Annotated in this window: 21 protein-coding genes, 1 tRNA gene and 1 pseudogene; 13 read left to right on the forward strand and 10 right to left on the reverse strand. The window is 73.9% G+C overall.

What is annotated here, in order from left to right; translation table 11 throughout:
* Window positions 1-97: 97 nt before the first annotated feature.
* Window positions 98-556, reverse strand: coding sequence for an OsmC family protein (locus ABC138_RS16310; RefSeq protein WP_068322366.1), 459 nt, complete (start codon window positions 554-556; stop codon window positions 98-100).
* Window positions 557-576: 20 nt separating this feature from the next.
* On the opposite strand from ABC138_RS16310, the gene ABC138_RS16315 reads away from it, so the two are divergent.
* Window positions 577-658: transfer RNA gene (locus ABC138_RS16315), tRNA-Leu, on the forward strand.
* A gap of 16 nt (window positions 659-674) precedes the next feature.
* On the opposite strand, the gene rdgB is transcribed toward ABC138_RS16315, so the two are convergent.
* The 7 genes from rdgB to clpS are packed head-to-tail and all read right to left on the reverse strand — an operon-like array spanning window position 675 to window position 5,710.
* Window positions 675-1,310: an RdgB/HAM1 family non-canonical purine NTP pyrophosphatase gene (gene rdgB, locus ABC138_RS16320; protein ID WP_338537815.1), complete on the reverse strand. Its 636-nt coding sequence runs from the start codon at window positions 1,308-1,310 to the stop codon at window positions 675-677.
* Complete coding sequence (gene rph, locus ABC138_RS16325; protein ID WP_068322361.1) at window positions 1,307-2,065, reverse strand: ribonuclease PH; 759 nt, start codon at window positions 2,063-2,065, stop codon at window positions 1,307-1,309. The genes rdgB and rph overlap by 4 nt, the downstream gene beginning before the upstream one ends.
* Window positions 2,066-2,125: 60 nt before the next feature.
* Window positions 2,126-3,157, reverse strand: coding sequence for a S66 peptidase family protein (locus tag ABC138_RS16330; protein ID WP_068322358.1), 1,032 nt, complete (start codon window positions 3,155-3,157; stop codon window positions 2,126-2,128).
* A 41-nt stretch (window positions 3,158-3,198) separates the two neighbouring features.
* Entirely contained in the window at window positions 3,199-3,966 is a 768-nt protein-coding gene (locus ABC138_RS16335; protein ID WP_068322355.1) for an MBL fold metallo-hydrolase, read from the reverse strand.
* Complete coding sequence (gene murI, locus ABC138_RS16340) at window positions 3,963-4,793, reverse strand: glutamate racemase (protein ID WP_345914340.1); 831 nt, start codon at window positions 4,791-4,793, stop codon at window positions 3,963-3,965. Before murI ends, ABC138_RS16335 begins: the two co-directional genes overlap by 4 nt.
* Entirely contained in the window at window positions 4,790-5,419 is a 630-nt protein-coding gene (locus tag ABC138_RS16345; protein ID WP_345914341.1) for a DUF2017 domain-containing protein, read from the reverse strand. Before ABC138_RS16345 ends, murI begins: the two co-directional genes overlap by 4 nt.
* Window positions 5,420-5,710 (reverse strand): ATP-dependent Clp protease adapter ClpS, encoded by a 291-nt coding sequence (clpS, locus tag ABC138_RS16350; protein WP_068322346.1) that lies wholly within the window; start codon window positions 5,708-5,710, stop codon window positions 5,420-5,422.
* A gap of 15 nt (window positions 5,711-5,725) precedes the next feature.
* On the opposite strand from clpS, the gene ABC138_RS16355 reads away from it, so the two are divergent.
* The 12 genes from ABC138_RS16355 (at window position 5,726) to ABC138_RS16410 (ending at window position 21,571) form a co-directional block, all read left to right on the forward strand.
* Complete coding sequence (locus ABC138_RS16355) at window positions 5,726-7,048, forward strand: nicotinate phosphoribosyltransferase (RefSeq protein WP_345914342.1); 1,323 nt, start codon at window positions 5,726-5,728, stop codon at window positions 7,046-7,048.
* A gap of 97 nt (window positions 7,049-7,145) precedes the next feature.
* Window positions 7,146-8,501 (forward strand): MFS transporter, encoded by a 1,356-nt coding sequence (locus ABC138_RS16360; RefSeq protein WP_068322340.1) that lies wholly within the window; start codon window positions 7,146-7,148, stop codon window positions 8,499-8,501.
* Window positions 8,501-10,690 (forward strand): molybdopterin oxidoreductase family protein, encoded by a 2,190-nt coding sequence (locus ABC138_RS16365; protein WP_068322337.1) that lies wholly within the window; start codon window positions 8,501-8,503, stop codon window positions 10,688-10,690. Before ABC138_RS16360 ends, ABC138_RS16365 begins: the two co-directional genes overlap by 1 nt.
* Before the next feature lie 26 nt (window positions 10,691-10,716).
* Window positions 10,717-12,225 (forward strand): FAD-dependent oxidoreductase, encoded by a 1,509-nt coding sequence (locus ABC138_RS16370; protein ID WP_345914349.1) that lies wholly within the window; start codon window positions 10,717-10,719, stop codon window positions 12,223-12,225.
* 10 nt (window positions 12,226-12,235) lie between these two features.
* The gene (nirB, locus tag ABC138_RS16375; RefSeq protein ID WP_068322330.1) at window positions 12,236-14,827 is read left to right on the forward strand and encodes a nitrite reductase large subunit NirB; all 2,592 of its coding nucleotides are present in this window, start codon (window positions 12,236-12,238) and stop codon (window positions 14,825-14,827) included.
* Window positions 14,824-15,216, forward strand: coding sequence for a nitrite reductase (NAD(P)H) small subunit family protein (locus tag ABC138_RS16380; RefSeq protein ID WP_068322328.1), 393 nt, complete (start codon window positions 14,824-14,826; stop codon window positions 15,214-15,216). Before nirB ends, ABC138_RS16380 begins: the two co-directional genes overlap by 4 nt.
* A complete protein-coding gene (locus ABC138_RS16385; protein WP_068322325.1) occupies window positions 15,213-16,322 on the forward strand; it encodes a uroporphyrinogen-III synthase in 1,110 nt (369 codons plus the stop codon). The genes ABC138_RS16380 and ABC138_RS16385 overlap by 4 nt, the downstream gene beginning before the upstream one ends.
* A gap of 98 nt (window positions 16,323-16,420) precedes the next feature.
* Entirely contained in the window at window positions 16,421-18,073 is a 1,653-nt protein-coding gene (locus ABC138_RS16390; protein ID WP_345914343.1) for an HNH endonuclease signature motif containing protein, read from the forward strand.
* 60 nt (window positions 18,074-18,133) lie between these two features.
* Window positions 18,134-19,252: a serine hydrolase domain-containing protein gene (locus ABC138_RS16395; RefSeq protein WP_345914344.1), complete on the forward strand. Its 1,119-nt coding sequence runs from the start codon at window positions 18,134-18,136 to the stop codon at window positions 19,250-19,252.
* 27 nt (window positions 19,253-19,279) lie between these two features.
* Window positions 19,280-19,876, forward strand: coding sequence for an isochorismatase family protein (locus ABC138_RS16400; protein ID WP_345914345.1), 597 nt, complete (start codon window positions 19,280-19,282; stop codon window positions 19,874-19,876).
* On the forward strand, window positions 19,873-20,715 hold the full coding sequence (locus ABC138_RS16405) for a uroporphyrinogen-III synthase (RefSeq protein ID WP_345914346.1): 843 nt from the start codon (window positions 19,873-19,875) through the stop codon (window positions 20,713-20,715). The genes ABC138_RS16400 and ABC138_RS16405 overlap by 4 nt, the downstream gene beginning before the upstream one ends.
* Before the next feature lie 10 nt (window positions 20,716-20,725).
* Window positions 20,726-21,571, forward strand: coding sequence for a hypothetical protein (locus ABC138_RS16410; protein ID WP_345914347.1), 846 nt, complete (start codon window positions 20,726-20,728; stop codon window positions 21,569-21,571).
* 16 nt (window positions 21,572-21,587) lie between these two features.
* On the opposite strand, the gene ABC138_RS16415 is transcribed toward ABC138_RS16410, so the two are convergent.
* Both ABC138_RS16415 and ABC138_RS16420 read right to left on the reverse strand, forming a co-directional pair.
* Entirely contained in the window at window positions 21,588-22,469 is an 882-nt protein-coding gene (locus ABC138_RS16415; protein ID WP_345914348.1) for an RDD family protein, read from the reverse strand.
* A gap of 12 nt (window positions 22,470-22,481) precedes the next feature.
* Window positions 22,482-22,673 (reverse strand): annotated as a pseudogene (locus ABC138_RS16420) (hypothetical protein); the annotation flags it as partial.

Below are 22,673 nucleotides of genomic sequence, written 5' to 3' on the forward strand. Positions count from 1 at the left end.
CCCGTGTCACCAAGGTCATGCCCAGTTACACCTAGGGCAATGCAGCCCGAAGTCTGCATTCCCCTAGGGGAATGCAGACGAACGGTCGTGCCCGGGGTCAGCCCGCGACGCCGACGAGGGTCGGCTCGAGCACGATCTCGCTGCGCAGGCTCGCCGCGACGAAGCACTCGCGGTGCGCGACCTCGACGAGTCGCTCGACCTTGGCCCGCGGTGGGTCGCCCGCGAGCGTGATGCGCGGCCGCAGGACGATGCGCGTCACCCACATCGGGTGGTTGCCCTCGGGCATCTCGCCGCTCGCCTCGTCGGCGTAGTCGGTGACGTCGAGCCGGGCCCGCGCCGCCACCGCGAGGAAGGACAGCAGCTGGCAGCTGCTCGCTGCCGCGACGAGGAGCTGCTCCGGGTTGGCCAGCGAGGGGTCGCCGAGGAAGGCCCCTGCGCTGCTCGCCCGCAGCCCGCGACCGGCCACCGTCAGCTCGTGCTCACGGTCGTAGGCGTCGTACCCGAGGGCGGTCGACCCGCTCCAGCCCAGGGAGGTCGTGAAGGTGTGCGCGCTCACCCGCCTAGACTGCCAGCCGAGCCGAAGTGGCGGAATTGGCAGACGCGCGTGGTTTAGGTCCACGTGCCCACGGGCGTGCGGGTTCAAGTCCCGCCTTCGGCACCCCCACCCTCGCCGGTCAGGCGAGGTGCGCGCGCAGGAGCGGCGCCATGGCGCGGAAGGCGCGGCCGCGGTGGCTGATGGCGTTCTTCTCGACGTCCGTGTACTGCGCCATCGTGCGGGTGCCGCCGTCCGGGACGAAGATCGGGTCGTAGCCGAAGCCGTTGTCCCCCAAGGGTTCCCGGACGATGACGCCGGGGACCTCCCCTTCGACCTCGACCGTCGCGCCCCCGGGCACGGCGAGGACCGCGGCGCACCGGAAGGCTGCCTGCCGGTGCTCGTCCGGGATGTCCGCGAGCTGGTCGAGGAGGAGCTGCAGGTTGCGGCGGTCCCGGTCCGCGCGGGACAGGTCCTCGCCCGCGTGCAGTCCCGACCAGCGCGCGGAGAAGATCCCGGGGCTGCCCCCGAGGACCTCGACGGCCAGACCGGAGTCGTCGGCGAGCGCCGGCAGGGCGGTGCGCCGGGCGACGTGCTCGGCCTTGAGCCGAGCGTTGCCGACGAAGGTCACTGACGTCTCGGGGATCTCCCCGACCTCGGGGAAGGCGGCCATCGAGACGATCTCGAGGTCGTCGGCGACGCCGACCTCGCCGAGGATCTGCTGCAGCTCGTGCACCTTGTGCTCGTTGTGCGTCGCGAGCACGACCCGGCGGGTCACAGCACGCGCTCCCGCGGCGTCTCGGCGAGCGCCGCCTGCTGCCTGGTGGTCAGCTCGTGGCAGCCCGTGGTCGCGAGGTCGAGCAGCTCCCCCAGGAGCGCGCGGTCGAAGGGGGCACCCTCGGCCGTGCCCTGCACCTCGACGAAGTCGCCCGCGCCGGTCATGACGACATTCATGTCCGTCTCGGCGGTCGAGTCCTCGGGGTAGTCCAGGTCGCAGACCGCCCGACCGCCGACGACGCCGACGGAGACGGCCGCGATCGACCCGGTGAGCGGCTGGGCACTCGCGGCGATGAGCCCGCGCGCGCGGGCGTCGTCGATGGCGTCGGCGAGCGCGACGTACGCGCCGGTGATCGCGGCCGTGCGGGTGCCGCCGTCGGCCTGGAGCACGTCGCAGTCGAGCACGATCGTGTTCTCCCCCAGCGCCTTGGTGTCGATGATGGCGCGCAGGCTGCGGCCGATCAGGCGCGAGATCTCGTGGGTGCGACCGCCGACCTTGCCCTTGCGGGACTCGCGGCCGCTGCGGGTGTTGGTGCTGCGCGGGAGCATCTCGTACTCGGCGGTGACCCAGCCGGTGCCCTGGCCCTTGAGCCAGCGCGGGACCCCGGCCTCGAAGGACGCGGCGACGAGGACCCGCGTGCGGCCGAACTCCACGAGGACCGAGCCCTCGGCGTGGTCGAGCCAGTTGCGGGTGATGCGCACCTCGCGCAGCTGCTCGGGGGTACGGCCGTCGTGGCGGGGGGTGGTGTCAGTCATGGGGCTCAGGCTAACGAGGCGACCGCGCCGTCGGCGCACCGCCGTGGGGACGGCTCCGGGTCAGGGACGCCGCAGGTCCTGCGTGATCCGCTGGCCCTGCGGCCCGACCTCCACCCTGGCCTCGGCCCCGAGCACGAGCGGCATCATCGGCTGCTGGTGACCGAAGTCGACGTCGAGCACGACCGGTACGTCGAGGTCGCCGAGGGCGTCTCGGACGGCCTCGTGCTGGGTGAGCGAGGGCGCGTCGGGTGCGGGCGTGCGCCCGACGAGCACGCCGGCGCACCGGTCCAACCACCCCGACAGGCGCAGCCCGTGCAGGACCCGAGCGGTCTCGAACGCGTTGCCCTCGGCCGCCTCGAGCAGCAGCACCGGCGGCCGGTCCTGCTGCCGGGCCCACCCCGGTACGTCCCCGTACGGGCTCCCGGAGAGCGGCGAGACGACCTCGAGGCAACCGCCGATCAGCGGACCGGCGAAGGACGCCGTCCCCCCGTCGAGCAAGGACCACCGGGTCGGCTCGGCGAGGGTCAGCTCGTCCACGCCCGGGTCGGCGACGTAGTCGTCCCAGCCGCCCGCACGCCGGTGGGTCGCGGCGGTCTGGGTGAGCTCGCCCCCTTCGCTCGTCGCGACGTCCAGCCAGTGGAGCAGGCCGGGCGCCGGTGCGTACGGCGAGTCCATGAGGTTGAGCCCGTGGAGCGTCGCCCACCCGGAGCGCAGCGTGAGCGGCAGCATCGTCGTGGTCGTGTCGGAGAAGCCCACGTACCAGCACGGGTCGCACTCGGCGAGCAGGTCGAGGTCGAGGTGGCGCAGGACGTCGATGCCCGTCTCGCCGCCCCACGGCGGGATGACCGCGGCGACGTCCGGGTCGACGAGCAGCGCCATGAGCTCGTCGGCGCGCGCCTCCCGGGAGGCGCTCACGTGGTGGTCGCGGTCGTCGCGCAGGCAGACGCCCTCGAGGACCTCGTACCCACGGCGCCGCAGGTCGGCGATCGCGACGTCGAGGCGTGGCTGGAGCGCCGGGGAGACCCCGGAGCTCGGTGCGGTGACGGCGATCGTGTCACCGGGGCGAAGGGGGGCGGGCAGGCGCGCGGGCATGCCCCCACCCCATCAGGTCCGGGCCCCCACGTCGACCTTGCTCAGATGTCGTAGGTGGCGTCCGGCCGGGCCAGCTCGACCTCGCCCGGCCATACCTCCGCTGCCTCCCGCTGGCACACGAGTGGGTCATTCCATGCCGGGATGTGCGTGAGCATGAGCCGCTGGACACCGCCCGCGGCGACGGCCGCCTCGGCCGCACGGCGACCGGTCAGGTGGATGCCGCGCACCTCGTCCCGCCCCTCGACGAAGGCCGAGTCGACGAGGACGAGGTCGGCGTCGGCGAAGAGCGGGCCGAGCGCGTCGCAGGAGTCGGTGTCGCCGCTGTACGCGAGGACCTTGCCGTCCGCCTCGACGCGGAACCCGTAGGCCTCCACGGGGTGCTCCACGAGGTGGGGCCGCACCACGAAGGGCCCGATGTGCGTGGGCACGCTCGTGGAGATCCGACGGAAGTCCAGGACCCCGGTCATCCCCCCTTCGTCGATCCCCTCGTAGGCCGCCGCGAGCCGCTCGGCGGCGCCGACCGGACCGTAGACGGGCAGGCGCTCGGCGAGCGCGCCCTGCGGACGGTAGGTGCGGGTGACGTAGAGACCCGTGAGGTCGATGCAGTGGTCCGGGTGCAGGTGCGAGATCGCGACCGCGTCGAGGTCCGCGAGGTCGGTGTGCCGCTGCAGGGCGCCGAGCGCGCCGTTGCCCAGGTCGAGGACGAGGCGCCAGGTGCGCCCCTCGTGCTCCGCGGTGAGCAGGTAGCACGAGGCCGGCGAGTCGGGTCCCGCGAAGGAACCGGAGCAGCCGACGACGGTGAGCCTCATCGCCCTTCCCCCATGTTGCCGAAGACATCCGCGACCTCGGGTCCGAGGAAGCGGCGGGTCAGCGACCGGAACTGCTCCGGGTCACCGGTCGTGGTGAACCCGTGGGTCGGGGCCGGGAGCGACTCCGGGCGCAGCAGGTCGAGGTCCGCAAGGACACGGTAGACGTCTTTGGCGGTCTCCTCCGCCGATGAGACGAGGGTGACACCCTCGCCCATGACGTACGACAGCGCGCCGGTGAGCAGCGGGTAGTGGGTGCACCCGAGGACGAGGGTGTCCACCTCGGCAGCGCGAAGGGGGTCGAGGTACCGGTGGGCGACCTCGAGCACCTCCGGCCCGGACGTCGTCCCGGCCTCCACGAGCTCGACGAAGCGCGGGCAGGGCTGGGAGATCACGTGCGTGGTCGGCGCGGCCGCGAAGGCGTCGAGGTAGGCGCGGGAGCGGTGCGTGCCCTCGGTCGAGATGACCCCGACGCGGTGGTTGCGGGTGGCGAGCACCGCGCGCCGCACCGCGGGCCGGATGACCTCGATGACCGGCACGTCGTAGCGCTCCCGGGCGTCGTGGAGCACGGCCGCGGAGGCGGTGTTGCACGCGATGACGAGCACCTTGACGCCGTGGTCCACGAGCCGGTCGAGGCACTGCAGCGCGAACTCGCGCGTCTGGGCGATCGGCCTGGGGCCGTAGGGCGCTCGCGCCGTGTCGCCGAGGTAGGCCACCGACTCGTGGGGCAGCTGGTCGAGGACGGCGCGGGCCACGGTCAGCCCGCCGAACCCCGAGTCGAAGATGCCGATCGGCTGGGCCTCGACGGCCCGGGTGTCGCCGTCGGTCACTCCTCGTCCTCCCCCACGAGCGCCCGGGTGAGCGACTCCTGCAGCCAGGTGAGGAAGTCGTAGAGGCTCAGCGCGAAGATCGCCGGGTCGTCCGGGTCGAGGCTCGCGACGAGCTCCTCGAGGCGGTCGGCGTCCTCGTCGGTGCGCAGGCCGAGCCGCTCCCCCATGACGAGGCGCACGTCCGTCAGGGCGACGAGCACCTGCGGCGCCTGGGCCCGGGTCACGACCCAGCGGTCGTCCTGCGCGGACTCGAGCGTGGCGACCGTGGTCCGCAGGCCCGCGTGCTTGCGCTGCCGCAGCCCCTGCTCGGTGAGGCGACGGAACTCCGCCGCCTCTTGCTCGTCCTCGCGGTGGCCGGTCGGGAAGAGCCGGTCGAGCGCGGGGTCGCGGTCGTGGTCGAGGCCGAAGGCCCGGTCTGGGACCTCGCCCCCCGGGTCGACGTCCGTCGCGAGGTCGCCGAGCCCCGCGACGATGGCCTCGAAGGGGTCGGCGGTCTCCCCCTTCGTCCTCGCGGCGGGGGCGACGAGCTCCATGACCTGCAGGCACAACCCGGCCACGACGGCCCGCTCGTGCTCGTCGAGGACGGCGACGAGCACGTCGCCGTCGGGCGCGAAGGCGGTGGCCATCTACACGTCCTTCTGGAAGGTCGCCCACAGGCCGTAGCCCTGCAGCGCCTCGGTGTCGGTCTCCATCTGCTCCTTGGGCCCGGTCGAGACGACCGCCCGGCCCTTGAGGTGCACGTCCATCATGAGCTTCTCCGCCTGCTCCTTCGGGTAGCCGAAGTGCGTCTGGAAGACCCAGGTCACGTACGACATGAGGTTGACGGGGTCGTTCCACACCAGCGTGATCCACGGGGTGTCGACGGCCTCGACGACGTCGGGCTCGCTCGTCTGCTGCTCGGCTGGGGCGATGGACACGCCCTCCACCCTAGAGTGGCGGGCGTGACGACCCGACCCAGCACCGCGCTGCTCACCGATCACTACGAGCTGACCATGCTCCAGGCCGCGCTCCGCAGCGGCGCCGCGTCGCGTGGGTGCGTCTTCGAGACCTTCGCCCGGCGGCTGCCGTCCGGGCGCCGCTACGGCGTCCTCGCCGGGGTCGGCCGCGTGCTCGACGCCATCGAGGACTTCCGCTTCGGGGACGCCGAGCTCGAGGACCTGCGCTCGCGGGAGGTCGTCGACGCGACGACGCTCGACTTCCTCGCGGACTACCGCTTCGACGGCGACGTGTGGGGCTACGCGGAGGGAGAGACCTACTTCCCGTACTCGCCCCTGCTCGTCGTCGAGTCCGGCTTCGCGCACGGCGTGATCCTCGAGACCGTCGTGCTGTCGATCCTCAACCACGACTCCGCAGTCGCCTCCGCCGCGTCGCGGATGACCGGCGCCGCCGGGACGCGTCCCGTCATCGAGATGGGCAGTCGGCGCACCCACGAGGAGGCCGCCGTCGCGGCGGCGCGGGCGGCGTACATCGCCGGCTTCGCGTCGACATCCAACCTCGAGGCCGGGCGGCGCCACGGCGTGCCCACGGGCGGGACGGCCGCGCACGCCTTCACCCTGCTGCACGAGAGCGAGCGGGAGGCCTTCGAGGCGCAGGTCGCCGCGCTCGGCACCGGCACCACGCTCCTCGTCGACACCTACGACGTGACCGAAGGGGTGAGGACGGCCATCGAGGTCGCCGGCACCTCGCTCGGTGGCGTGCGTCTCGACTCGGGCGACCTGGTCGTCCAGGCGAGCGAGGTCCGCGAGCAGCTCGACGCGCTCGGCGCGACGGAGACCCGGATCGTCGTCACCTCCGACCTCGACGAGCACGCGATCGCCGCCCTGGCGGCCGCGCCGGTCGACACGTACGGGGTCGGCACCCGGGTCGTCACGGGGTCGGGTCACCCGACCGCGTCCATGGTCTACAAGCTCGTCGCCCGCGAGGACGACCAGGGCCGGATGATCGGCGTCGCGAAGAAGAGCAAGGACAAGCAGTCGATCGGCGGACGCAAGTACGCCCTGCGCCGCCGCAACCAGCACGGCGTCGCGGAGGCCGAGGTGCTCGGCATCGGCGAGCAGCCCGTCGGTGACGGCGACGACCGTGACCTCATGGTCCTGCTCGTCGAGGGCGGCGAGGTGGTCGGCCGCGAGCACTGCACGCTCGAGGCGGCGCGCGCCCGGCACGAGGCGTCGGTCGCCGAGCTGCCGCGGTCGGCGCACCAGCTGAGCGGGGGCCCACCTGCGGTGGAGACGGTCTTCCTCACCGAGACGCCGTAGCCCCTCACACCTCACCCGGCGGCCCTGTGCGGGGCAGGTAACGAAGCCTTTACACCAACCGTGGCACGGCGAAACACGGTCTTGCGAGCCTCCTCGCATGACCTCGACGACCGCCCCTCCCGTCCCCCTCGACGCGACCTCGGTCGGCCCGATCCGCCGGGCCGGACGGTGGATCGACCACTGGGACCCGGAGGACGCCGGCTTCTGGGCCGCCGGAGGGCGGGCCGCCGCGGCCCGCAACCTGCGCTGGTCGGTGCTCGCCGAGCTCCTCGGCTTCTGCGTGTGGGCGCTGTGGTCGGTCGTCGTGCCGCAGCTGCCCGCAGCCGGCTTCACGCTGACCCTCGACCAGCAGTTCTGGCTCATCGCGGTGCCGAGCCTCGTCGGCGCCTGCCTCCGGGTGCCGTACACCTTCATGGTCCCGCTCGTCGGCGGCCGCAACTGGACGATCGTCTCGGCGCTCCTCCTCCTGCTGCCCACGCTCTCGCTGGCGTGGGTCGTGGGGAGGCCGGAGACCCCCTTCGCCGTACTCCTCGGCATCGCCGCACTCGCTGGACTCGGCGGCGGCAACTTCGCGTCGTCGATGACCAACATCTCCTTCTTCTTCCCGGAGTCGGAGAAGGGCAAGGCGCTGGGGCTCAACGCCGCTGGCGGCAACCTCGGCACCGGGCTCGTCCAGCTCGTCATCCCGGCGGTCGTGGCGATGGGTGCCGGGATCCACCTCGAACGGGCCGGCCTGGTCTTCGCGCCGCTCGTGATCCTGGCGGCCGTGGGCGCCTGGCGCGGGATGGACAACCTGAGCACGGCCCGCTCGGACCACCGCAGCTGGGCCCGGGCCGCGTCCCACCCGCACACGTGGATCATCTCGACCCTCTACATCGGCACCTTCGGGTCCTTCATCGGCTACTCGGTGGCCTTCCCGACGCTCCTTCAGACCCAGTTCCCCGAGGCGCCGACCACGCTCGCCTTCCTCGGCGCCGTCCTCGGCGCGGCGAGTCGCCCGCTCGGCGGGGTGGTCGCCGACCGGCTCGGCGGCGCGCGGGTGACCATCGCGGCCTTCGTCGTCATGGGGCTCGCCGCGGGGCTGGCGATCCTCGCCCTCTCCGCGCACTCCTTCGTCCTCTTCCTGCTCGCGTTCCTCGTGCTCTTCACCGGGGCCGGCATCGGCAACGGCGCGACCTATCGGATGATTCCGGCCGTCTTCCGGGCCGGGGTGCGTGACGGGGCCGAGCTCGCGATCGCCCGCCGCAGTGCCGCCGGCTGCATCGGGATCGCCGGTGCGGTCGGTGCCGTCGGCGGCTTCCTCGTGCCGCGTGGCTTCGCCATGTCGACGACGGGCTTCGGCTCGCTCGTGCCGGCGATCGGGGTCTTCATCGCGGCCTACGTCCTCATGGCGACGCTCACGTGGGCGGTCTACGTCCGCCGCGGCGCGCGCCTGGCCGGCGAGGGCATCTGATGGTCGACAGCCACTGCCCCTACTGCGCGCTGCAGTGCGCGATGACGATGGAGCCGGTGGGTCTCGGGACGGCAGGTCTCGAGGGTCGGCCGCGGACGGCCTCCCACCTCGACCAGCGAATTGAGGTGGAGGGCCGCGACTTCCCGACCAACCGGGGCGGCATGTGCCGCAAGGGGTGGACGTCGGCCGAGGTGCTGCGCGCACCCGACCGGCTCACCACTCCCCTGGTGCGCGGCTCCGACGGCGAGCTGCACCCAATGGGCTGGGACGAGGTGCTCGACCTCCTCGCCGACCGGCTGCGGTCGATCGCGGCCGAGCACGGGCCGGACGCGGTGGCCGTCTTCGGCGGTGGCGGGCTGACGAACGAGAAGGCCTACCAGCTCGGCAAGTTTGCCCGGGTCGCGTTGCGCACCAAGCACATCGACTACAACGGCCGCTTCTGCATGGCCTCTGCCGCGGCCGCCGCCAACCGTTCGCTGGGTATGGACCGGGGCATGCCCTTCCCCATCACCGACCTGGACACCTCCGGCGCGATCCTGCTCCTCGGCAGCAATGTCGCCGAGACGATGCCTCCCTTCGTCGGGCACCTCGCGGGAGCTCGCGCGGCCGGTGGGCTCGTCGTCGTCGACCCGCGCCGCTCGGCCACGGCCGACCTCACCGACGACGGGCAGGGCGTCCACCTGCAGCCCGTCCCCGGGACCGACCTCGTCGTGCTCCAGGCGCTGCTGCACGTCGTCCTCGCCGAGTCGCTCGCCGACGAGGCCTACCTCGCCGAGCGGACGAGCGGGCTCGACAACGTCGCCCGCTCCGTCGCCGCGTGGTGGCCCGAGCGGGCCGAGCAGGTCTGCGGGGTGCCCGCTGACGACCTGCGGGCGACCGCTCGGCTGCTCGCGGCGGCCAGCCCCGCACGGGGAGGCGCGGGCGTCCACGTCCTCACCGGGCGCGGCGTCGAGCAGTCCACCCAGGGCACCGCGACGGTCACCGCCGCGATCAACCTCGCCCTCGCGCTCGGCCTCGTCGGACGCGAAGGGAGCGGCTACGGCGCCCTCACGGGTCAGGGCAACGGCCAGGGTGGGCGCGAGCACGGGCAGAAGGCGGACCAGCTGCCCGGCTACCGGATGATCGCCGACCCGGCCGCCCGCGAACACGTCGCCGCGGTCTGGGGCGTCGACGCCGACGACCTGCCCGGCCCGGGCCTGCCGGCCGTCGAGCTGCTGCGCTCCCTCGGCACCCCCGGCGGACCCCGGGCACTTCTCGTCCACGGGGCCAACCCCGTCGTCAGCGCGCCGCGTGCCGACGCGGTCGCCGAGCGGCTGCGTGCCCTCGACCTGCTCGTCGTCTGCGACGTCGTCCCCTCCGAGACCGTCGCCCTCGCCGACGTCGTCCTGCCCGTCACGCAGTGGGCCGAGGAGGAGGGCACGATGACCAACCTCGAGGGCCGAATCATCCGCCGCCGCAAGGCGATCGACCCGCCCGAGGGAGTCGTCTCGGAGCTGTGGGTGTGGTCGCAGCTCGCCGCTCGCCTCGATGCCCCGGGCACGTGGTCGACGGTCCCGTCGGAGGTCTTCGACGAGCTGGCCAGGGCGAGCGTCGGCGGCCGCGCCGACTACTCCGGGCTGAGCCACGCCCGCCTCGACCGCGAGAGCGACCTGCACTGGCCCTGCCCCGCCAGCGGCGAAGGGGAGGCACCTCACCCGGGCACACCGCGCGCCTTCCTCGACGACTTCCCCACGCCCGACGGCCGTGCCCGGCTCGTGCCCGTCGACCACGTCGGCCCGGCCGAGGACCTGCGGCGCGATGCCCCGCTCTTCCTCATCACCGGGCGCGTCCTCGAGCACTACCAGTCGGGGGCACAGACCCGCCGGGTGGCAGCGCTCCTCGCGGCGCAACCGACCCCCTTCGTCGAGGTGCACCCACTCCTCGCCCACCGCCTGGGCATCGAGGAGGGCGACCAGCTCGACCTGCGCACCGCGCGGGCCACGGTCAGCGCGCCCGCGCGGATCACCGACCGGGTCCGGCCGGACACGGTCTTCATGCCCTTCCACTTCGCCGGTGCCGGGAGCGTCAACCGGGCGACCAACGACGCGGTCGACCCGATCTCGTCGATGCCGGAGTTCAAGGTGTGCGCCGTCGACGTCGCCGCCAGCACCACCGATCTCGTCCCCGAGCCGCTGGAGGTCAGCGCATGAGCCACATCGTCGTCATCGGCTACGGGATGGTCGGGTCCCGATTCGTCGAGGACCTCACGGCCGCCGACCACGCCGGCGAACACCTCGTCACGGTGCTCGGCGACGAGGCCTGCGAGCCCTACAACCGGGTGCTGCTCAGCGACGTCGTCGCGGGCACGCGCGGGCTCTCGGCGATCGCCCTCCCCGCGCCCGACCACCCGCGCGTCACGGTGCAGCGCGGCGTCGCGGTGCGGGCGATCGACCGCGAGCGCCGCGACGTCCTGCTCGCCGACGACACCCTGGTCCCCTACGACGAGCTCGTCATCGCCACCGGGGCGGCCGCCCGGGTCCCGACGGTCCCGGGTCTCGGTGACGATCCAGCCGGCGGTGACCTGCCGAGCGGCGTCCACGTGCTGCGCTCCATCGACGACGCCCGCGAGATCATCGCGGCGACGCTCAACGCCCGACGCGCCATCGTCCTCGGGGGCGGCGTGCTCGGTCTCGAGGCCGCGAGCGGGCTCGCCCGACGCGACCTCGCCGTCACCGTCGTCCACCCCTCCCCCGCCCTCATGGAGCGTCAGCTCGACGAGGCCGCCAGCCGCGTCGTCGAGTCGACGCTGCGCCGCACCGGTGTCGACCAGCGCGTCGGCGTCGGGGCGCAGGAGGTCGTCATCGAGGAGGGCCGGCTGCGACGGGTGCACCTGACGAACGGCGAGGTGCTCGCCGCCGACCTGCTCGTGCTGTCGACCGGCACCGTGCCCAACACCCAGCTGGCCGAGGCGGCCGGGATCGACGTCGACCGCGGCATCCTCGTCGACGCCGACATGACGACGAGCGACCCGCACGTGCACGCCATCGGTGACTGCGCCCAACCTCCCGGCGGCGCCACCGGACTCGTCGCCCAGGGGTGGGAGCAGGCCCGTCGTCTCGCCGACCTGCTCACCGGCCGCGACCCCGGGGCCGTGACCACCGGCGTCGGCGACGTCGTCAAGCCCAAGACCCACGGTGTCGACATCGTGACGATGGGTGTGTGCGGCAGCGGGCGGGTCGACGACCCCGGCCTGCGCGTCGTGCAGCTCAGCGACCCCGCCGCCGGACGGCACCTCGAGGTCGTCGTGCGCGACGGCCTGCTCGTGGGCGCCACGACCGTCGGCGCGGGTCGCGTCGGCACCGACCTGATCACCACCTACACCCGTCGCACTCCCCTGCCCGCAGACCCGGCGCACCTGCTGCTGCCGGCCATCGCGCCTGCCGTCACGACGACGCGACGGGACTCCCCTTCGCTCATCCCGGACCGGGCGACGATCTGCCGCTGCAACGGCGTGACGAAGGGGGACATCCGCACCGAGTTCGCCTCCGGCGCAACGACGCTGGAGCAGGTGGCCGCCAGCACCCGGGCGACGACCGGCTGCGGTGGGTGCACCGACGCGGTGTGCGGGATCCTCGACTGGCTCGGCGCCGACGCAGGCCCCTCACAGCGCGCGACCACGCCCGGTGAGGGCGGGTTCACACCGGGGAAACACGACCAAGACCGAGCCGAAACGAGGGCTGTCTAAGTTGAGCGCCATGTCAGAGACCACCACCCCCACCACCGAGCCGCAGCAGCTCGTCGTCGTCGGCGGCGGCATGGTCGCGCGCCGACTCGTCGACGCGCTGCGTGCCCGCGACGACGCCGGCCGGTGGGCCGTCACGCTGCTGTGCGAGGAGCCGCGCGCACCCTACGACCGCGTCGCCCTCACCTCCTACTTCACCGGACGGCACCCCGAAGACCTGGCCCTCGGCGGGCAGGAGCTGTGGGACGACCCGCTCGTCACGCTCCGCCGCGGCGTCCGGGCGGAGAGCATCGACCGCGAGGCCCGGACCGTGACGACGAGCACCGGCCAGGTCCTGCCCTACGACTCCCTCGTCCTCGCGACCGGCTCCTACGCCGCCGTGCCGCCCGTGCCCGGGAAGGACCTGCGCGGGGCCTTCGTCTACCGCACGATCGACGACGTCGCCGACCTGCGCGAGTTCGTCGAGACCCGCCGCGAGGAGCTCGACCGGCCGGTCCGCGGCGCGGTCGTCGGCGGCGGCCTGCTCGGCCTCGAGGCGGCCGGGGCCCTGCGAGCGCTCGAGGTCGAGACGACGGTCGTGGAGTTCGCGCCGCGCCTCATGCCGCTGCAGGTCGACGAGGGGGGCGGCGAGGGCCTCAAGCGGCTCATCGAGGGCCTCGGCGTCTCGGTGCGCACCTCGACCGCGACGTCGAAGATCGTCGGCGAGCGCGGAGCCGTCTCCCGGATGAGGTTCAGCGAGGGCCCCTCGCTCGACGTCGACGTCGTCGTCTTCGCCGTGGGTGTCCGCCCGCGCGACGAGCTCGCCCGCGAGGCCGGTCTGGAGATCGGCGAGCGCGGCGGAGTCGTCGTCGACGACGCTTGTGCCACAGCCGATCCCGCGATCCACGCGATCGGTGAGGTCGCCTGCATCGGCGGTCGCTGCCTCGGCCTGGTCGCTCCCGGCTACACGATGGCAGAGATCGTCGCCGACCGGCTGCTCGGCGGCGCGGGGACCTTCCCCGGGGCCGACCTGTCGACCAAGCTCAAGCTCCTCGGTGTCGACGTCGCGAGCTTCGGCGATGCCTTCGCGCAGGAGCCCGGCTCGCTCGAGGTCGTTATCTCCGACCCGGTGGCCGGCGTCTACAAGAAGCTCGTCATGAGCGACGACGCCCGCACCCTGCGCGGCGGCATCCTCGTCGGCGACGCCAGCGCCTACTCCTCCCTTCGCCCGATGGTCGGCCGTGAGCTCGGCGGCGACCCCGCGGCCTACCTCCTGCCCGAGGGGGCCGCCGCGGCACCCGCCGGGGACCTGCCGGACGAGGCCGCGGTCTGCTCCTGCAACAACGTCACCGCAGGTGAGATCCGCTGTGCCGTCGGCGAAGGGGGCTGCACCGACCTCGCCGGGGTCAAGGCGTGCACCAGGGCGGGCACGAGCTGCGGCTCCTGCCTGCCGCTGGTCAAGAAGCTCGTGACGAGCGAGCTCGCCGCCTCCGGCGTCGAGGTGAGTAGTGCCCTGTGCGAGCACTTCGAGCAGTCGCGGGCCCAGCTCTTCGACATCGTGCGGGTCCAGGGCCTGCGGACCTTCAGCGAGATCATCGAGCGCCACGGGACCGGCCGAGGGTGCGACATCTGCAAGCCGGTCATCGGCTCGATCCTCGCCTCGCTCGGGACCGGCCACATCCTCGACGGCGAGCAGGCGGCGCTGCAGGACACCAACGACCACGTCATGGCCAACCTGCAGAAGGACGGCTCCTACTCGGTCGTCCCGCGCATCCCCGGTGGCGAGGTCACGCCCGAAGGACTCATCGCGATCGGTGAGGTCGCCAAGGACTACGGCCTCTACACCAAGATCACCGGCGGCCAGCGGATCGACCTCTTCGGCGCCCGGATGGACCAGCTGCCCGGCATCTGGCGGCGGCTGGTCGACGCGGGCTTCGAGTCGGGGCACGCCTACGGCAAGTCGCTGCGCACCGTGAAGTCGTGCGTCGGCTCGACCTGGTGCCGCTTCGGCGTTCAGGACTCCGTGGGACTCGCGATCGACCTGGAGCTGCGCTACCGCGGGCTCCGCTCGCCGCACAAGATCAAGCTCGGCGTCTCCGGGTGCGCCCGCGAGTGCGCCGAGGCCCGCGGCAAGGACGTCGGGGTCATCGCCACCGACCACGGGTGGAATGTCTACGTCGGCGGCAACGGCGGATTCACCCCCAAGCACGCACGCCTGCTCGCCGAGGACCTCGACACCGAGACGCTCGTGCGCACCATCGACCGCTTCCTCATGTACTACGTGCGCACCGCCGACCGCCTGCAGCGCACCGCGCCCTGGGTCGAGGAGCACGAAGGGGGTCTGGAGGCGATCCGCGCCGTCGTCATGGACGACAGCCTCGGCATCGCCGACGACCTCGACGCGGCCATGGCCGCGCACGTCGGCAACTACCGCGACGAGTGGGCAGCCACGCTCGCCGACCCCGACAAGCTGGCCCGCTTCGCGTCCTTCGTCAATGCCCCGGACGCCGTCGACGACTCGCTCGCCTACGTCGGCGAGCGCGGCCAGGCCCGCCCGGCCACCCCGCAGGAGCGCTCGGACGAGTCCGTCCTCATCGCCGGCACGACACTGGAGGTCCGCTCATGACCACTGCTCCCCCGCAGACCCGGGTGCATCTGTGCGCCCTCACCGATCTCGTCCCCGAGCGTGGCGCCGTCGCCCTCGTCGACGGGTTGCAGGTCGCGCTCGTCCGCACGCACGACGATCTCGTCCACGGCATCGCCAACCTCGACCCCTACAGCGGCGCCCACGTCATCGCCCGTGGGCTCGTCGGCACGCGGGGCGGGGTCCCGACGGTCATCTCGCCGATGTACAAGCAGGTGTGGGACCTGCGCACGGGCGCCTGCCTCGACGGCGCCGGCAGCGACCCGGTCGACCTGCGGACCTGGCCCGTGGCGGTCGTCGACGGCGAGGTCTGGATCGAGCCGTCCGGCGACGAGGTGACGGGCTCCCCCTTCGACCGCAGCGTCACGTGAGCCTGCCGCAGCTGCTCGCCGGGTGCGTCGTCCTCGTCACCGGGGACCGGCGTGCCGGTGACCTGCGCGCCGCCCTCGAGCGGCGCGGTGCCCGGGTCGTGCACACCCCGGCGCTGACGATCGTGCCGCACACCGCCGACGCGGAGCTCGTGGAGCGGACCCGGGCACTGCTCGCCGCGCCACCCGACATCGTCGTCGTGACGACGGCGATCGGGTTCCGCGGGTGGGTCGAGGCGGCCGACGCCGCCGGGCTCGGCGAGGAGCTGCACGACGTGCTCGACGCCACCCGGATCATCGCCCGCGGGCCCAAGGCCCGGGGGGCGATCCAGGCCGCCGGGCACGACGCCGACTGGGTCGCCGAGTCGGAGACCTCGGTCGAGATCCGCGACTTCCTCATCACCGAAGGCGTTGCCGGACAACGCATCGCGGTCCAGCACCATGGCGCTGGGTGCGAAGAGCTCGACGTCGACCTCGCCGCCGCCGGCGCCTCGGTGACTCCCCTCGTCGTCTACCGGTGGGGCCCACCGCCGGACACCGCCGCGGTGACCTGCGGCGTGGAGCAGGCGGCGGTCGGCGACGTCGACGTCGTCGTCTTCACCTCCGCCCCCGCCGCCGCGGCCTGGCTCGACGCCGCGCAGGACGCCGGCGTCCTGCCGTCGATCATCGGCCGGGCCCGCACCGGGCGCCTCGTCGTCGCCGCCGTCGGGCCGGTCACCGCACGTCCGCTCGAGCACGTCGGCATCGCCCCGCTGCTCCCGGAGCGGGCGCGGCTGGGGTCGCTCGTGCGCGCCGTCGTCGGTCACTACGAGGCGATGGTGTCCACGGCCGTCGAGACCGTCGCCGGACCGCTGCAGCTGCGCAGCACCGCCGCCGTCCTGGGTGATCGCGTGCTCGCCGTCTCCCCGAGCGGCATGTCCGTGCTCCACCTGCTCGTCGCCGCGAAGGGGGACGTCGTCACCCGCGCCGACGTCCTCGAGGTGCTGCCGGGCGACTCCGCCAGCGGTCACGCCGTCGAGGTGGCCGTCGCCCGGCTGCGCGAGGCCATCGGTGACCGTCGCGTCGTCGAGACCGTCGTCAAGCGCGGCTACAGGCTGGCCCTGGCCTGAACCCTTCGGGCTGCGACACCGGCTGGGCGGAGGGCTGAGCCGGCGGCTCTTCAGAGTTGTCCGGGGCGTTGTCGGTGGTCGCACCTAGAGTCGTGGTCATGGACACGAAGGGCGTCTCCACCACCTCGGCAGTCGGTGCCGTCGGGGTGGATGTCGCTGCCGTGCTCGAGGCCGAGCCCTTCTCCCTCGCAGCGCCGTTGGGTGCTCTGACGCGTGAGGACCTGGTCGCGATGACTGCCGCCGAGGCCGAGGTGGTCGTGGCCGCGACGCAGCGGCTCACCAACGCGCTCGCTGCGGTGCAGACCGCAGCCGTGACGACCTTCGCCGACGAGACTGACCGCGATCTCGACCGCTACCGCGAGGAGCGCCGACGGGACTTCGAGGCGCGGCGTGCCGAGGCGCAGGCCAGGGGCGTCGGGTTCAGCGAGCGATGGTTCCCGATCCCGGGCGAGGAGCAGTTCGCGGCGGCGGCGCTGGCTCCGCTGCTGCACGTGTCCCCGCGGACGATGTCCTCACGCATCCACCGGGCGCGCCGGGTCGACCACGAGATGACCGGCACGTGGGAGAGCGCGCGCCGCGGCGACCTCGAGCCGTACCGGACCGACGCGATCGTGCGGGCGAGCGAACCGCTGGACGACCACCAGCTCGAGGAGTTCGAGGCTCGCCTCTTCGCGGACGACGTCCTCGGCCTACCGGTCGCCGACCTCACCCGCCGGGCTCGTCGGGCCGCTGTGGCCACGGACCGCACGTGCGTCGACGAGGCCGCGGCCCGCGCCCGGCGCAAGCGCTCGGTGACCTGCTCCCCGGACCGTGACCTGCCGGGACTCACCACCTGGCGCCTGCGGCTGCCCACCGAGCCCTCGCGGCAGGTGTGGGCCGCCGTCGACGAGCTGGCGCGGGAGTACCACCGCGCCCGGCGCGATGCCGGCGAGCCGGTGACGATGGACCAGGCGCGGGCCGACGCCTTCGTCGACCTCGTGCTGGCCCGCGCCACCGTGGAGACGACCGTCGAGCTCGTCGTCCCCGTGGCCGCGCTCGTCGACGACGAGAGCGACGTGGAGCCGGGTGGCCTCGGGACCTACCGGAGGGGCGAGCGCCGCTCGCCCGCCGACGTGCTGCGCGGGGGCAGCGGCCGCGACGACATCATCCTGCGGTGGGTCAGCGGCGTCGACCTGCACCGCGCCTCCCAGCTCGAGGCCGAGCTCACCCTGCAGCTGACGCGTGACCTGACCGTCCGTGGCAACCCCCACCTGGATCATGCCCCTCCTCCCGGCCGGCCACCCGACGGAGCCGCCGCACAGGTCGGAGCCTGGTTCGTGCCCGGTCACGTCGACGCCCGCCGCGTGGGAGCCCTCCTGCCCGACGACCTCACCGCGCTGCTCGCCGACCCGGCGACCCGCATCCGGGTCGTCGGGGCCGACCCCCTCACGGGCACCGTCGTCACCGACAGCACGCACGCCTACCGACCGGGCCGCACAGTCGCGAGCCGCGTCCGGCGGCGGGACGGCACCTGTCGCTTCCCCGGGTGCGGCACACCCGCCGAGCGCGCCCAGCTCGACCACGTGACCCCCTACCCGGCCGGCGCGACCGAGGTGGGCAACCTCGTCTGCCTGTGCACCACGCACCACGGGTTCAAGCACCATGCGGGCTGGCGCCTGACGATGACGCCCGACGGGACCTGCACGTGGACCGCACCGACCGGTCGGACCCACGTCACCCGCCCGGACGCCGCGCACTCGCTCTCGGTCTGACACCACCCGTCCCACCGTCGGCCCCTCGACGCGGGAGCACCGACCTGTCAGGTTGGGGGGATGACCTCGCTGGAGGACCTCGCCACCGACCTCGACCGCCTCGTCGCCGAGGGCCTGCTCGCCGGCTGGGTGGCCGGTCTGGCCGACGCCGACGACCAGACCGTCCTCACCGGTGGGCACCGGTCGCTCGGTGGTCCGCCGATGAGCGAGGACACGCAGTTCGCGCTGAGCTCCAGCACCAAGCCCTTCGCCGGGGTGCTCACGCTCCGGCTCGCGGAGATCGGGGTGCTCTCCCTAGACGACCCGGTCGCGCGCTGGCTGCCGGAGCTCGCGACACCGCGGGTGCTGTCCTCACCGGGAGCCGACCTGGACGACACCCGACCGGCGGACCGCGCCATCACCGTCGCGGACCTGCTCGGCATGGTCCCCGGCTTCGGCTGGGTCGCCGAGCCCGGCCCCCTCGCCGACGCCATCGCCGCCCAGCCGGAGATCGCCCCCGGCCCTTGGGGCCCGCCGCTGCCGCCCGACGAGTTCGTCGCCCGGATCGCCGCCCTGCCCCTCGCCGACCAGCCCGGGACCGCCTGGCGCTACCACACGAGCAGCGACGTCCTCTCCGTCCTGCTCGCGCGCGCGACCGACGAAAGCGTCGGGCACCTGCTGACCGAGCACGTCCTTGGGCCGCTCGGCCTCACCGACACCGCCTTCCACGGGGACGCGGACCGGATGGCCACGGCCTACGGGGCCCCCGGCCCGGACGAGCCCGGGCTCGCTCCCTTCCCCGTCCCGGCCGGTACCTACGTCGACGTCCCCGTCTTCGAGTCGCTCGCGGCCGGGCTCGTCTCGACCGTGCCCGACCAGCTGACCTTCCTCTCCTCCCTCGTCGGTTCCTCCCCCGCGGTCCTCTCCCCCGCGTCGCTCGGCGACCTGCGCACCGACCACCTCACGACGGAGCAGCGACGCACCGCGACCGGGTTCCTCCAGCCGGGCTGCGGCTGGGGCCGGCACGTCGAGATCCGCCCCGAGGGGTGGATCGGGTGGGCCGGCGGGCTGGGCACGATCGGCTACGCGGACCCGGCGACGGGCCGGGCCGCCTTCCTCGCCACGCAGGTCAGCTTCGACGCGGGCGGGACCTCTCGCGCCTTCGACCGGTTCTGGGGCCTCCTCGCCAGTGCCGGGTGACAACCGTCCGTGGCATCCTCTGTGGGCATGGGGAGAGCACTCGTCCTGGTCGACATCCAGCAAGACTTCTGCGAAGGCGGGAGCCTCGCCGTCGTCGGCGGCGCAGCCGTCGCCGCCCGCGCTGCCGAGCGCGTCCTGACCGATCCCGCGGCCCACGACCTCGGCCACCGCGAGTACGTCGCCGTCGTGGCCACCGCGGACTGGCACCTCGACCCCGGCGGGCACTGGGCGACGCAGGCCGAGCCCGACTTCGCGACGAGCTGGCCGGTGCACTGCGCGGCGGGGACCCCGGGAGCGGAGTTCCACCCGGCCCTCCAGCCCGCGCTGGAGCACGTCGCCGAGGTCTTCCGCAAGGGCCTGACCGAGGCCGCCTACAGCGGGTTCGAAGGCGTCGCTGCCGGGGACGGCCGCACCGACCTGACCACCTGGCTGCGACGGCGCGGCGTCACCGACCTCGACGTCGGCGGCATCGCGACCGACCACTGTGTGCGTGCGACGGTGCTCGACGCCCTCCGCGAGGGCTTCGGCGTCCGGCTGCTCACCGACACCATCGCGGGCGTCGCACCCGACACCACCGAGGCCGCGCTCGCCGAGATGACGGCCGCCGGGGCGACCCTCTCGTGAGCACCCCGCTGCCCGCGGTCATGGCCGGCCGCACCGTGCTCATCACCGCCGACCGGCGCAGCGAGGACCTCGCCGACGCCTTCATCCGCCGCGGGGCCACGATCCGCCACGCCGCGGCGATCTCGATCGTCCCGCACGCCGACGACGAGCGGCTCCTCGACGACACGCGCGCGCTCCTCGCCGACCCGCCCGAGGTCGTCGTCATCACCACCGGGCAGGGGTTGCGGGGGTGGATCGAGGCAGCCGAGGTCGCCGGCCTCGACGCGGACCTCCTCCGGGTGCTCGGCGGTGCCCGGATCCTCGCCCGCGGACCCAAGGCCAAGGGCGCGCTCATCGCGCAGGGGCTGGCCCCCGCATGGGTCGCCGAGTCGGAGACCGCCGCCGAGATCATCGAGCACCTCGCGGGCGAGGACCTCACCGGCACCCACGTGGCGGTCCAGCACCACGGCAACGGCTCGGACGGCATCGACGCCGCGCTCGCCGCGTCCGGGGCGCGGGTCTCCCCCTTCGTCGTCTACCGCTGGGGACCGGCGCCCGACCCCGCCGCCGTCACCGCCTCGGCACAGGCCGTCGCCGCCGGCGAGATCGACACGGTCGTCTTCACCTCCGCGGGGGCCGTCGAGGCGTGGTTCGCGGCCGCGGACGCCGTCGGCGCCACGGCGGAGATCGTGCGCCGCGCGGCGGACTCGGTGCTCTTCGCCGCGGTCGGCCCGGTGACCGCGGCACCGCTGCGGGCGAAGGGGGTCGAGCCGCTCGTCCCCGAGCGCAGCCGGATGGGGGCGCTCGTGCGCGCCGTCCTGCAGCACCGCTCGCCGGGGGCGGGGGCCGACGGCCGGTAGCGTGCCGACCATGCCGAGCAGCCCCGCGCACCGTGCGCTCTTCATCTCACTGGTCAACGACGCCGCGCTCTTCCCGCCGGCGGCGCTGCCGATGGCCGACGCCCTGCACCGCCACGCCACCCACCGCGCGGGCCGCGACGCCGACCTCGTCGGCCCCTTCCTCGTCGGCGTGCCCGCCGTGACCGACCTGCTGTCCGCCCTCGACGCCGGGGCCCCGGTCCCGCCGGGCATCGGCCTGGTCGCCCGCCCCGGCATCCCCGTCGAGGAGACGAAGGGAGCCATCCGCGCCCTGCGCGCGGACCCGCGCGTCCGGCTCGTCTCCCTCGACGCCGGCTGGTACCCGGGCTGGCGCGAGCTCGACCCCGGCGAGCTCCCGCTGCACCTCGAGGTCGGGCGTCGGGACCGCGACGCCGCGCTCGACGACATCGCCGCGGCCCACGACATCGCCGATGTCCGCGCCAAGTTCCGTACCGGGGCCACCACCACGTGGGCCTGGCCGGACGCCAAGGAGCTCACGGACGTCCTGCTCGGGACCGCCCGGCGGTACCTCCCCTTCGTCCTCACGGGCGGCCTGCACCACGCGGTGCGCGGCGAGCACACGGTCGCCGGCACCAGCGAGCAGCAGCACGGGCTGCTCAACGTCCTGGTGGCGGTGCACGCCACGGCGGGTGGCGCCGATGCGCGGACGGTGCGCGACCTGCTCGAGGTGCGCGAGGCCGAGGCGCTCGCCGGGATCGTCGGGGGGTGGTCGAGCCCCGACGTGGCGGCGGTGCGCTCGGCCTTCGCCGGCTACGGGTGCTGCGACGTCACGGACCCGATCGGGGAGCTGACCGACCTCGGGCTGCTCGCCGGGTGACCGGCGCCGGCCGTCGTCAGCGCGGTGAGCGCTTGCCCACGACGACCTGGGTACCGGCGATCCTGTCGTGGAGCGCCTGACGGTTGCGGTCCCGCAGTGGCCACACGAGGTCGACCACGCCGATGAGCCCGAGCAGGTAGCCGAGCAGCGGCACGGTCTGGAAGACGCCGACCGTGAGGGGCAGCAGCACACGCATGAAGGCGACACCCACGCCCATCGGGCCCGGCCGGTCCAGACGCCGCACGGAGATGCCGAGCACCATCTTGCCCGGGGTCGCGCCGCGGGCGGCGAGGAACCCGACGTGGTAGAGCATCTGCACGAGCAGCATCAGCCCGAGCGCGATGTAGAAGTACTGCCAGTCGAACAGGCCCCACAGCTCGTCCGGGGACAGGTCGCGGACGGCGTCCTGGTTGCCGGAGACGGCCGCGTCCCACGCGAAGCCCCAGTAGTCGGCGACCCACAGCCACAGGGCCCAGCCGGCGACGACCAGGTTGATGATGGCGAGGATGAACCCGTCGAGGATGTACGCCGCGACCCGGACGCCGTAGCCGGCGAGCGGCTGGCCGTCGGTGGTCGTGGCCTCGGGGGTCGCGGCCGCCGCGTGGCCGTAGGGCGCCTGACCGTGGGGTGCCTGACCGTACGGCGGCTGGGCGCCGCCGGGCTGCGTCGGTCGACCGAAGACGTCGGTCCCCGGCTGTGCCGGTCCGGTCGTCGGCTGCGCCGGTCCGGTTGTCGGCTGCGCCGGTCCCGTCGTCGGCTGCGCCGGGTCCGGCACCGGCTGCGCCCAGCGGGTCTGCTTCGGGACCGTGCGATCGCTCCAGATGATCCCGTCGAAGTACCGCAACCGGGACTCGTCCTCCGGGTCGTCGTACCAGCCGGCGCGCTCGGGGGTGCTCATGCGCTCACGATCTCACGACGCCCGGACGCGCCGGTGCACCACCACCGCGAGCACGGCGGCGACGAGCACCACGGTCACGGTCGTCGCCCCGACAGGCGAGCGTGCGGCGGCCGCCAGCCACGCCTGCGCGGCCGCCAGGCCGACGCTCGCGTAGATCGCCGCCCACAGGAGCGCCCCAACGGGGCTCTTCGCGGTTCGTGGTGA

Source organism: Janibacter sp. LM, assembly GCF_039631275.1.
GTDB lineage: Bacteria > Actinomycetota > Actinomycetes > Actinomycetales > Dermatophilaceae > Janibacter > Janibacter terrae.